At 71.4% G+C, this 11,238-nt stretch carries 14 protein-coding genes and 1 pseudogene; 2 read left to right on the top strand and 13 right to left on the bottom strand.

Going from position 1 to position 11,238, the window contains the following annotated elements; all coding sequences use genetic code 11:
- Window positions 1–301: 301 nt before the first annotated feature.
- The gene (locus I5G_RS09585; RefSeq protein ID WP_022878863.1) at window positions 302–796 is read left to right on the top strand and encodes a murein hydrolase activator EnvC; all 495 of its coding nucleotides are present in this window, start codon (window positions 302–304) and stop codon (window positions 794–796) included.
- 120 nt (window positions 797–916) lie between these two features.
- On the opposite strand, the gene I5G_RS25300 is transcribed toward I5G_RS09585, so the two are convergent.
- The 11 genes and pseudogenes from I5G_RS25300 to I5G_RS09635 all read right to left on the bottom strand — a co-directional run bounded on the left by I5G_RS25300 (window position 917) and on the right by I5G_RS09635 (window position 8,935).
- Complete coding sequence (locus I5G_RS25300) at window positions 917–1,573, bottom strand: DUF3060 domain-containing protein (RefSeq protein ID WP_187288823.1); 657 nt, start codon at window positions 1,571–1,573, stop codon at window positions 917–919.
- Between the two features lie 80 nt (window positions 1,574–1,653).
- Window positions 1,654–2,556 carry a tyrosine recombinase XerC gene (locus I5G_RS09595; protein WP_026095811.1) on the bottom strand — a complete coding sequence of 301 codons (903 nt, stop codon included), beginning with the start codon at window positions 2,554–2,556 and terminating at the stop codon, window positions 1,654–1,656.
- Between the two features lie 72 nt (window positions 2,557–2,628).
- Complete coding sequence (locus I5G_RS26865) at window positions 2,629–3,354, bottom strand: DNA-processing protein DprA (protein WP_306305782.1); 726 nt, start codon at window positions 3,352–3,354, stop codon at window positions 2,629–2,631.
- A gap of 34 nt (window positions 3,355–3,388) precedes the next feature.
- Window positions 3,389–3,784: pseudogene (locus tag I5G_RS26870) on the bottom strand (DNA-protecting protein DprA); the annotation flags it as partial.
- Window positions 3,781–5,304 (bottom strand): YifB family Mg chelatase-like AAA ATPase, encoded by a 1,524-nt coding sequence (locus tag I5G_RS09605; protein ID WP_022878866.1) that lies wholly within the window; start codon window positions 5,302–5,304, stop codon window positions 3,781–3,783. The pseudogene I5G_RS26870 and the gene I5G_RS09605, both read right to left, overlap by 4 nt.
- Complete coding sequence (locus I5G_RS09610; RefSeq protein ID WP_022878867.1) at window positions 5,301–5,663, bottom strand: YraN family protein; 363 nt, start codon at window positions 5,661–5,663, stop codon at window positions 5,301–5,303. The genes I5G_RS09605 and I5G_RS09610 overlap by 4 nt, the downstream gene beginning before the upstream one ends.
- 93 nt (window positions 5,664–5,756) lie before the next feature.
- Window positions 5,757–6,080, bottom strand: a complete 324-nt coding sequence (locus tag I5G_RS09615) for a DUF2469 family protein (protein WP_022878868.1) — start codon at window positions 6,078–6,080, stop codon at window positions 5,757–5,759.
- Window positions 6,081–6,141: 61 nt separating this feature from the next.
- Window positions 6,142–6,795 (bottom strand): ribonuclease HII, encoded by a 654-nt coding sequence (locus I5G_RS09620; protein ID WP_022878869.1) that lies wholly within the window; start codon window positions 6,793–6,795, stop codon window positions 6,142–6,144.
- A complete protein-coding gene (gene lepB, locus I5G_RS09625) occupies window positions 6,792–7,535 on the bottom strand; it encodes a signal peptidase I (protein WP_022878870.1) in 744 nt (247 codons plus the stop codon). Before lepB ends, I5G_RS09620 begins: the two co-directional genes overlap by 4 nt.
- A 377-nt stretch (window positions 7,536–7,912) precedes the next feature.
- Window positions 7,913–8,260, bottom strand: a complete 348-nt coding sequence (gene rplS, locus I5G_RS09630; protein WP_022878871.1) for a 50S ribosomal protein L19 — start codon at window positions 8,258–8,260, stop codon at window positions 7,913–7,915.
- A gap of 183 nt (window positions 8,261–8,443) precedes the next feature.
- A complete protein-coding gene (locus I5G_RS09635) occupies window positions 8,444–8,935 on the bottom strand; it encodes a hypothetical protein (protein WP_022878872.1) in 492 nt (163 codons plus the stop codon).
- Between the two features lie 132 nt (window positions 8,936–9,067).
- On the opposite strand from I5G_RS09635, the gene map reads away from it, so the two are divergent.
- On the top strand, window positions 9,068–9,850 hold the full coding sequence (gene map, locus I5G_RS09640; protein ID WP_022878873.1) for a type I methionyl aminopeptidase: 783 nt from the start codon (window positions 9,068–9,070) through the stop codon (window positions 9,848–9,850).
- Between the two features lie 75 nt (window positions 9,851–9,925).
- Here map and trmD read toward each other — a convergent pair whose 3' ends face one another.
- The gene (trmD, locus tag I5G_RS09645; RefSeq protein ID WP_022878874.1) at window positions 9,926–10,615 is read right to left on the bottom strand and encodes a tRNA (guanosine(37)-N1)-methyltransferase TrmD; all 690 of its coding nucleotides are present in this window, start codon (window positions 10,613–10,615) and stop codon (window positions 9,926–9,928) included.
- A 1-nt stretch (window position 10,616) separates the two neighbouring features.
- Window positions 10,617–11,238, bottom strand: a 622-nt coding sequence (gene rimM, locus I5G_RS21680; protein ID WP_022878875.1) for a ribosome maturation factor RimM, incomplete at its 5' end; no start/stop codon positions are given.

Here is an 11,238-nt window from a genome sequence, read left to right on the forward strand (position 1 = left end):
TCTGAGGCGCTCTCGCGCCATGATTGCGGTTGTTTCGCGCCGATCGAGGGACCGGCGAGCCTGGTGCCCGGCGCACACCCGCCATCCGCCGGAGCGGAGGACCGTGGGGTGTGGATGCCGCGCGATGCGCTGACCCGGAGGCCAGTGCGGTGCGCTGTGGGCACGCGGAGTCATCCCGATACACGAGATGCGTCCTCCAGCATACAGGACGGCTCCTCCCCAGGAGGTCTCGGGTCGTGTTCGTCCACGGATCGTCGCCGAGAGCCCGCGCGGGCCTCGGGCCCCTGGGCAGCCTGGTGCCATGAGAAGGCGTTTCCTGGCGTTCGGGTTCGTGGTGGCGCTGGCCGTCCTGGGCTCCGCCCCCGCGACGGCCGGTGAGGACGACCCCTTGGCGCGACGAGGGTGGGTGTGGCCGGTGGATGCTGTGCAGATCGTCCGCCCGTTCGAGGCACCGGCGAACCGGTACGCGGCCGGGCACAGGGGTGTGGACCTCGGTGGCGTCGAGCGCGTGCGCTCCCCCGCGGCCGGGACCATCGCATTCGCGGGCTCGGTCGCGGGACGTCCGGTCATCACGATCGATCACGGCGATGGTCTGGTCACGACCTTCGAGCCCGTGACGACGTCGCTGGAGGTCGGAGACGCGGTCGCGCGGGGCGATCCGGTCGGCGAGGTGGGCGAGGGCGGGCACACCGTTGCCGGGGCGGTCCACTTCGGCGTGCGGTGGAACGGCGAGTACGTCAACCCGCTGCGGCTGCTGGGCGGGGTGCCGCGGGCGATCCTGCTGCCGTGCTGTTGAGGCGGTGGGGGCGTACTCGGACCCGCGGCCGGGTCAGGCACGGGGGCGAAGCGTCGAGCCCGGTGGCGACGCGCTGACGGTGCCGGGCCGAGTCCGCGCTGCTCGGTTGCTCTGCGACGGTCAGCCGATGGTGTTGCCGCGACCCTCGACCGTGCGATCGCCGATGCCACCGCCGGCTTTCACCGTGCTGTCCTGTCCGCGGACGACGAGAGAGGCAATCGCTCCCCCGACGGTGATCGTCGCACGGTCGCCGCTGAGGTCGAGGCGTCCCAACGCCCCGGCGACGGTGAGCGCAGTGTCGTTGCCCTGGATGGTGGCGGAATCGACGGCCGCGGCCGAGACGCGGATGCGGTCGCCCGACATCGTGAGAGCGCCGATGTTCGCTCCGCCCGCATCCACCGTGAGCGCCGTTCCCGACACGGTGAGCTGGGAACACGTGCCGGTGACCCGGACGGGCCGTTCGGTGCCGGCCACGGAGCCCGTACCGCCGTTGCCGCAATCGACGACGGATCCGTCACTCGGAGCGATGGTCGGGGCGGTGGTCACGGACGGCGCCTCCTGCGATGGCGGAGCCGTGGCGGTGGGTGCTGCGCTCGGCGCGGTGACCTCACCCGACGCTGCCGGGGCTGGTGGCGGGAGCCTGGTGACGACCGGCTGAGGGCCGATCCCGCACCCCGCCAGCAGCAGGGCGCTGAACAGCACACCGCTGATCGCGATCGTGCACCTGGCCGCGGTCACGGGTCTGACCGCGGTGGTGCGTCGAGCTCGGGTGGCCACGACCCCACGGTACGTCGGCCCGGAAAAGGATGCCAGGGGTGAACGGCCGCCGTCGCGTCTAGGCAGTCGCGGGCGTGGCGTCACGCCCGCGGGTGGGCGAGCCGGTACGCCTCGCGGAGGCGCTCGGCGGAGACGTGGGTGTAGATCTGGGTCGTGCCGAGGCTGGCGTGACCGAGGATCTCCTGGACCGAACGCAGATCCGCGCCACCGTCGAGCAAGTGCGTCGCCGCGGAGTGGCGGAGCGCGTGCGGGCCGAGGGATTCGGCGCCCACGACCGGTGCGACGACACGGGAGACGAGGGCGTGAACGGTCCGCGGTCCCAGCCGGCCGCCGCGCGCCCCGAGGAAGACCGCGGCCCCGGCACCCTCCGCCCGGCCCGCCAGCGCCGGCCGACCGCGGACGAGGTACGCGTCGAGAGCGCGAGCCGCCGGCGAGCCGTACGGCACGACGCGTTCCTTGTCGCCCTTGCCGTGGAGACGAAGGGTTCGGCGCTCGTGGTCGATGTCGTCGACGTCGAGGCCGCAGATCTCCGACACGCGAGCGCCCGTGCCGTATAGAAGCTCGAGGAGCGCGTGATCGCGGAGGGCGACGGGGTCGCCGTCCTTCGCCTCGGCCTCGGCCGCGGCCAAGACGCCCTCGAGCGCGGCAGCCGTGGCGACCGTGGGAAGGGTGCGACCGCGCTTAGGCGCGACCAGCCGCCCGCTCGGGTCCGAGTCGATCACCCCCTCTTCCCGGGCCCACGCCAGGAAACCCTTCACGGCGGACGTCCGGCGCGCGGCCGTGGCTTTGCTGAGCCCGGCGGTCGTGGCATCCCACTGCCATTCCCGAAGGTTCTCGATGTCGAGGTCGCGCACGTCCGGGTCGCCGGAGGCCCGGGACAGATCACCGAGGTCGGACCGGTAGGCGCGAACCGTCGCGGGCGATAGGCGGCGCACGTCGGCGAGGTGGCTCAGGTAGCCTTCGACCGCTTCGGACATGCGCACGCATCAAGGATGCGTCCTCGGGCCCGCCCCGGACTGCACGACGCGCTCGACCGTGGGCCGCTCGCCCGGGTCTCACATCCTCCTCGCCACGGACCGCCACAGCCCGTCCTCCCCGCGCGCGGCACGACCTTCGAGTTCTGCGAGGCCCAGCAGCGCCTGGGCGTCGGCGTAGGCGAAGCCCGCGCGGCGCGCGACGTCCGCGACTTCCCGGCCCACCCGCGGCGACAGCGCGTCGAGCAGTCGGCTGGTGTCGTCCGTACGCCCACCCCCAGCCGCCCGCGGCGAAGCCCTCTCACCGAGCATCTCGCGCACGTCCGCCGCCGACGTCACGCACACACCGTCGAACTCCCGCAGAACGCGATGACAGCCGGCCGAGGCCGCGCTCGTCACTGGCCCCGGCACAGCTCCGAGCGCCCGACCGAGTTGGCCGGCGTGTGCCGCGGTGTTCAGCGAGCCGCTGCGGTGCCCCGCTTCCACGACGACGACCGCGTCCGCGAGCGCGGCGATGAGTCGGTTCCGCGACAGGAAGCGCCACTTCGTCGGCGCCGCTCCGCACGGTGTCTCGCTGACGACCGCACCCGTTTCCGCGATCCGGGCGAGGAGTGCTTCGTGCCCTCGGGGGTAGGCACGGTCGACGCCGCCGGCGAGGAAGGCGACGGTGCGCCCTCCGGTCGACAGCGCCGCCCGGTGCGCCGCGCCGTCGATGCCGTAGGCCCCCCCGACACGACGACCACGCCGGACCCCGCCAGGTCGGCCGCGAGATCGGCGGTACGGCCTCACCGTAGGGGGTCGCCGCACGGGCGCCCACGATCGCGACGGTCGTTACTCCCTCGAGACCCTCCACATCTCCGCGGATCCAGAGGGCGTGCGGGGCGTGCGCGCCCAGGTCGTTCAGCCGCGACGGCCACCGCGGATCGGACGGAACCAGAAGGGTCGCGTCGGCGCGACGGGCGGCATCCAGGGAGCGATGCACCGATCCGGCATCCGCTCGTGGCTTCCACCGGCCCCGGGCGCCGGCCCACTCGTCGTCGGCGTCCGACAGAGCGATGCGGAGCGCGTCCGTCGCCCCGAACCGCGCGATCAGCTCGCCCGCGGCGCCGTCACCGGGTTCGGCGAGCACCGACCACCAGACGCGCGCGTACGTGTCGCTCGCGTCGAGCTCGTACGCCCGATCCACGCCGGCCAGCGCCACGACCGCGGCATCCATCGACAGATCCTCGTGCGTCATGCCACGCTCCCCCGCCGGAGGAACAGCGCCCGGCCGACGTCGTCTCCGTGCAGCCGGTCGTGTCCCGCAAGGTCGGCGACCGTCCACGCGACGCGAAGGAGCCGGTCGTAGCCCCGGAGCGTCAGCGCGCCCCGCCGCAGCGCGGTGTCGAGCGGCCGGAGAACCTCGGCGTCGGGTGCAGCGGCACCGCGCAGCCATGTCCCCGGAACATCGGCGTTGCGTCGCCACGGCGTCTCCGCCCACCGGCGCGCCGCGCGTTCGCGCGCGGATCCCACAATCGCGCGCGCGTCCCGCGTGGTCACGGCGGGCGTCGCACTCGAGCGGCGGGCGTCCGACACGCGCTGCAGCCGAAGGTCGAGGTCGATGCGGTCGAGCAGCGGACCGGAAAGACGCCGCGTGTACCGGCGGATCGCTTGCGGCGCGCACTCGCAGATTCCACCCGGGACCCCGTACTGCCCGCACGGACACGGGTTCGTCGCGACGACGAGTTGGAAGCGGGCGGGGAACGTCGCTGACACTCCCGAGCGGTGCAGCTGGATCACCCCGCTCTCCAGCGGTTGTCGCAGGGCGTCGAGCACGGATGCCGGGAACTCCCCGCCCTCGTCGAGGAACAGCACGCCCTCACTCGCGCGGGCGATCGCCCCGGGCCGCACCACACCAGATCCCCCACCGATCAGCGCCGCCGCGCTCGCCCCGTGGTGCGGACTCTCGAAAGGCGGGGTCCGACTCAAGCGCGTGACGACCTCGCCCGACAGCGACCGCACCGACGCGACCGACAGTGCCGCGTCGTCGTCGAGATCGGGCAGGATGCCGGGCAGTCGCCGCGCCAGCATCGTCTTGCCCGCGCCCGGCGGCCCGCTCATCAACAGGTGGTGGCCGCCGGCAGCCGCCACGATTAGAGCGTCCACGGCATCCGGTTGTCCGAGGATGTCGGCGAGATCGAGCGACTCCTCGCGCACCATCGGAGGCTCCTCGGCCAGGACCGGGGGCAGGTCCGGCGCCTCACTCGAGCCGCCGTGCCAGCGCACGACCTCGGCGAGACATGTGGCCGCGCGCACCTCGATGCCCTCCACCAGCGCCGCCTCCGCCGCGTTGGCGGCGGGAACGACGACGCGCGACCGACCGGCCCGGTACGCCGCGAGCACCGACGGCAGAACGCCGGGTACCGGTCGCAGCCGCCCGTCGAGACCGAGCTCACCGATGTGCACCGTGTCGGCGACGCGGGTGGCATCCATGGTCCCGGTCGTCGCGAGAGCCGCCACCGCGATCGCCACGTCGAACGCCGAGCCGCGTTTCGGCAGGCTCGCCGGCGAGAGGTTCACCGTGAGCCGCCGCTTCGGGAGTTCGAGGCCGCGGTTGGTGCAGGCGTTCCGCACCCGTCGCCCGGCCTCGCCGAGCGCCTTGTCGGGCAGCCCGATGATGGCGAACTCCGGCGTCTGCGGCGAGAGGTCGGCCTCGACCTCCACCAGGTCGCCCCGGACCCCGGTGAGCGCCACCGCCCAGGTGCGCGCGACGGTCACAGCGCGTCCTCGAGGTGCTCGAGCCGTGCGGTGCGCGGGTCGGGACCGATGAGCGCGATCGCGTCGATGCGCAGGGTCCGCCGCCGCGCCTCCATCGGATGCACGGCGATCCACGCCATCGCCAGGCGCCACAGACGCTCGGCCTTGCGCTTGTCGATCGCCTCGAACGGGTGCCCGAACGCCTCGCTCGCCCGGCTCTTCACCTCGACCACGACGAGCATCCCCGCGGTCTCGGCGACGATGTCGATCTCGCCCTGCGGACACCGCCAATTGCGGTCGAGGATGCGGAAACCGTTCGCGGTCAGGTGGCGGGCGGCCCGTTCTTCACCGGCTCGCCCGAAGTCGTCTTTCGCTGCCATGCCCGAGAGCGTGGCATCCAGGGGTCACGCCCCGACGGGCGAAAATGGCGATCCGGGGATGGCGGGGGAGATAAGGCGCCTGGGGAGGAACCGTCAGCTGTCGAGCGAGAGCTCTTCGGGCAGCTGGAAGTCGCGGCGCGAGAGCTCCTCGACATTGACGTCCTTGAACGTCAGCACGCGCACCGACTTCACGAAACGGTCGGCGCGGTAGATGTCCCACACCCACACGTCGGTCATCGAGATCTCGAAATAGAAATCGTGCTCGGTGTCGCGGCGGACGACATTCACGTCGTTGGCGAGATAGAACCGGCGTTCGGTCTCGATCACGTACTGGAACTGCGAGACCACGTCGCGGTACTCGCGGTACAGGGCCAGTTCGAGTTCGCGGTCGTAGTCCTCGAAGACGTCGTCATCCATGGTTCTCCCATCCTAGGCGCGTTGCACGCGGACGCCGACCGCCGGGACCCACGCCCGTGCGTCAGAACAGCGTCGGAGCCGGCGCGATCGCCCACGAGCGCCGGTGGTGCACGCTCATGCCGTGCACGCCGATCGCCTCGCGATGGTCGAGGCTCGCGTACCCCTTGTTGCGCGCCCACCCGTAGGCGGGCAGTTCGTCGTGCAGCCCGGTCATCACGGTGTCGCGCGCGACCTTAGCGATGACGGATGCCGCGGCGGCGCTCGCGCAGTCCCGGTCGGCCTTGATGATCGGCTTCACCCGGAGACCGCTCTCCCCCGCCGGGGTGATGTAGTCGTGATTGCCGTCGAGGATCACCAGCGCGTCCTCGGGTACGACGCCGTGCGCGCGCAGGTCGGCGATCGCCCGCACCGCCGCGAGACCCAGGGCTCGGATGATGCCGACCTCATCGATCTCCTCGGCGCTCGCCCAGCCCACGGCGCTGTGCTGCACGAAGGCCGCAGCGCGCGCCGCCACCTCCGGCCGCCGGGCCTCGGGCACGAGCTTGGAGTCCCGGAGCCCGAGCGGCACGCGCTTGCGCGAACGCGACGGATCGATGACCGCCGCCCCCACCGCGACGGGACCCGCGAGAGCGCCACGACCCACCTCGTCGCACGCGATGATGAGCGCGTGCTCCTTGAGCAGGCGCCGCTCGAGAGTGAGTGTGGGCTCGATCACGGCGCGGACTCCGGCGCCGGCACCCCCGCGAACACGTCGTGGTGGAAATCGATCGCCCCGAACCGGTTGAACGGCCAGGTGATGAGGAACGCGCGTCCTACGACGTTGTCGATCGGGACGAAGCCCTTGCCGGGCTGGTCCTGGTTGAACCGCGAGTCCTTCGAGCTGTTGCGGTTGTCGCCCTCGACCCACAGCGACCCTTGCGGCACGGTGATGTCGAATGGCACGGGTGTGGGCGCGGTCGCACCGGGGGCGAGCTTGACGTACGGCTCGACCAGCGGCGAACCGTTGACCTCGGTCTGGCCCAGGGCGTTGCAGCACACGACGTGGTCGCCCGGCGTTCCGATGACCCGCTTGATCAGGTGGTCGTCGCTGTCCGGAGCGGACAGGCCGACGAGCGACAGCACCCAATCCGTCGCCGCGACGAGCGGCGGCTGCTCGGGCTTCGGATTCGCCGGCAGCCATCCGCCCGGGTCGCGGAACACCACGACGTCCCCGCGCCCGTACTCGCCGAAGTGCGGGGTCAGCTCGTCGACCAGGATGCGGTCGTTGAGCTGCAGCGTGTCGGTCATCGACGCGGACGGGATGTAGAACGACCGCACCACGAAGGTCTTGACCAGGAACGACACCAGGAGGGCGATCAGCAGGATCACCACGACGTCCCGCAGGAACGTGAGGGTGCCGCGCCGCCGACGCGTCGTGGGGGCCGAAGCCGGAGGGGATGCGGTTTCGTCGCTCATGTTGATCCTTCGCCGGGCTCACCGCACACCGGAAGACCGCGGGGACAAGCCTCGCACATTCCGCCGCACCCACCGAACGTCACACGGCGTCGAACGCCTATGAATCCCGGGCGAATCGGCATCCTGATGCCACCACCCCGCGCCGTTTCACCGAGACCGCGTCCGGATGCCACCACCGCCGCCCTTTCACCGAGACCGCATCCAGACCTCACCACCGCCGCCCGTTCACCGAGACCGCACCCGGCTGACGACTCGGCGACATCGCGCAGCGGTCTCGCCGGCGGCATGCAGTCTCGCGGACCCAAGCCCGCAGATCCCGCGCCCGGAAACGACGAACGCCCCGCGACGGATCGCGGGGCGTTCGAGGAGGGCGGGACTCAGCGGTCGCGCTTCTCCTTGATCTTGGCCTTCTTGCCACGCAGGTTGCGCAGGTAGTAGAGCTTCGCGCGGCGCACGTCACCACGGGTGACGACCTCGATGTGGTCGATCACGGGGCTGTGCACGGGGAAGGTGCGCTCGACACCGACCTGGAAGCTGACCTTGCGGACCGTGAAGGTCTCGCGCACACCGTCGCCGGAGCGGCCGATGACAACACCCTGGAAGACCTGGATGCGGGAGCGGTTGCCCTCGGTGATGTTGACGTGCACCTTGACGGTGTCGCCGGGCGAGAAGACGGGAATGTCGGAGCGGAGCGAGGCCGCGTCGACGGCGTCGAGGATCTGCATGATCTTCACTTCCTGCGACCGCCACAGGTCGATCGCACGATGATGGGGAAAAGAAAAGGATTGTGCCCGAGCCGCGAGGCGGCGGACTCCCCTGAGGCAGAGCCGGTCAGGGCACAAACGCCTATTCTGCCATGGACGGGCACGCCGTCCAAACCAGGTCGGCTCGACGACCCGCGACGAGCATCAGTGCGTCGCAGGTTTCTCCGTGATGACGATGACCTCGCCCTCGACGCGCGGACGCGGCTGCTCGCGCGTCGGCGGGATGTATCCGGTCCCGTCGGCGGTGTGCAGGAGCGCGACCCCGCCGCGCGCCTCGTTCCACATCTGCGCGAGCGACGACCACAGCAGCACGAACGCTCCGACGACGCTGAGCACCAGCAACGGGAAGAACGTGCGCGAGTCGTAGAACCCCAGGGCGACGACCACGAGCTGCCACACCGCGATCGCGATGACGTCGCGCCAGGATGCCGCCCGCTCGGCACGGACGCTCCCCCGCGCCCGCACCAGGAACGCGGTGAGGATCTGCGTCACGAAAACCGCCGGTGCGGCGATGAAAAGCCACAGGAGTGCCCACCCGCTGCCACCGCTGAACACGATCCACCCCACGAACAGCCAGAGCGGCAGGACGAACGCGGCCGGGAACAGCCAGCGGAGGAAGATTCGGCGGAGCACCATGAACCGATGCTACGGCGGTCAGTTGTGCGGCGGCTTTGAACCCGGACAGCGGCCACCCCGACAGCGCGTGCCCGGGCATCGCCGGGCGGTGCCGATGCGAGAGAATGGAGGTTCGAGGAAAGGGAACCACCGATGATCGAACTGCGCACACCCGCCGAGATCGACGCCATGCGCCCGGCCGGACGCTTCGTCGCCGAGGTCCTGGCGACGCTGCGCGACGAGACGAAGGTGGGCACCAACCTCCTGCACCTCGACCGTCGCGCGCACGACATGATCCGCGCCGCCGGCGCCGAGTCCTGCTACATCGACTACCACCCGTCGTTCGGCGCCAGTCCGTTCGGCAAGGTCCTGTGCACCTCGGTCAACGACGCGGTCCTGCACGGCCTCCCCCACGACTACGCGCTCCGCGACGGCGACCTCGTTTCGCTCGACTTCGCCGCCTCCGTCAAGGGCTGGGTCGCCGACTCGGCGGTCTCGTTCGTGGTCGGCACCCCGCGCGACGAGGACCTCGCCCTCATCGACACCTCGCAGCGCGCCCTCGCCGCCGCAATCGACGCCGCGACCGTCGGCCACCGGATCGGCGACATCTCGGCCGCCATCGCCGCAGTTGCACACGCAGAAGGACTCAGCATCAACACCGACTTCGGCGGTCACGGCGTCGGGCGCACGATGCACGGCGACCCGCACGTCGCCAACGACGGCAAGCCGGGCCGCGGCTACCCGCTGCGCGCCGGCCTCGTCCTGGCGCTCGAGCCGTGGTTCCTGCAGACCACCGACGAGCTCATCACCGACCCCGACGGCTGGACGCTCCGCAGCGCCGACGGCTCGCGCGGCTCGCACTCCGAGCACACGGTCGCGATCACCGAGGACGGCCCCATCGTCCTCACCGACCGCTCGTTCCTCGGCGTCGACTGATCCTGTCGGTCATGGCATCCGGAGTCTGGATGCCATGACCCTCAGCCCGTTCGACCCGCGCGAGGCGCCTACGTCTCAGTCGGCGAGCAGATCCGGGCGACGCTCGCGGGTGCGCTCGAGCTGCTGCTCGCGGCGCCACGTCGCCACCGCGCCGTGATTGCCGCTCAGCAGGACGGGCGGGACGTCGCGGCCGCGCCAGGAAGCGGGCTTGGTGAACGACGGGTACTCGAGCAGTCCGTCTTCGTGCGACTCCTCGACGAGGCTCTCGGGGTTGCCGACCACGCCGGGGATCAGCCGGCCGATGGCCTCGACCATCGCCATGACCGCCACCTCGCCGCCGTTCAGCACATAGTCCCCGAGGCTCAGGAGCCGCACGCGGCCGAGGTCGGCGGCGTAGTCGAACACGCGCTCGTCGATGCCCTCGTAGCGGCCGCAGCCGAAGACGAGGTGATCCTCGGTCGACAGCTCGCGCGCGATCTTCTGCGTGAAGCGCTCCCCCGCGGGCGACGGGAAGACGATGACCGGGGATGCCGCGGCGTCGCGGGTGACGTCGTCGAGCGCCTCGCCCCACGGCGCCGGCTTCATGACCATGCCGGCGCCACCGCCGTACGGGGTGTCGTCGACCGTGCGGTGCCGGTCGTGCGTGTAGTCGCGGAGATCGTGCACGCGCACATCGAGCAGCCCGCTCTGCCGGGCCTTGCCCAGCAGCGACACCTCGAGCGCGTCGAAGATCGTCGGGAAAATCGAGACGACGTCGATGCGCACGTCAGTCCTCGCGGGAGTCGGCGACCTCGTCGGACTCGTCGCCCTCCGACGCGTCGTTCGAGGCAGCGGCATCCTCGTCGGATCCGGTCTCTTCGCGCGGAGTGTCGTCGTCGCCGGGGATCTCCTCGAACAGACCGGCCGGCGGCGTGACGACGACGCGGCCGCCCTCGACGTCGACCTCGGGAACGATGGCGCTCACGAACGGCACGAGCACGTCGGCGTCCTCACCGCGGCCCGCGGGCCGGATGATCAGGAGGTCCTGCGCGGGGAAGTGGTCGACGCGCACGACGCGGCCGATGACGGCGCCGTCGCGAACGACGTCGAGGCCCACGAGCTGGTGGTCGTACCAGGCGTCGTCTTCCGCGGGAGCGGACTCGGTGTCCTGGTCGATCCACAGGATCGCCTTCACCAGCTCCTCAGCCGCCGTGCGGTCGTCGACGCCTTCGAAGAAGGCCACGGGGTGGGAGTTCATCCAGCGGAATTCGCGGACCGTCAGCTCGCGGCCGTGCCACGGCGAGGTCTCCGGAACCTGGAGGGTGAACGTGTTGCCGGGGACGAAACGCCCCTCGGGGTCATCGGTGTACAGCTCGAGCTTGAACGCGCCCTTGAGGGCGTGGGCCTTG

This window comes from Microbacterium sp. B19 (genome assembly GCF_000333395.1).
GTDB lineage: Bacteria > Actinomycetota > Actinomycetes > Actinomycetales > Microbacteriaceae > Microbacterium.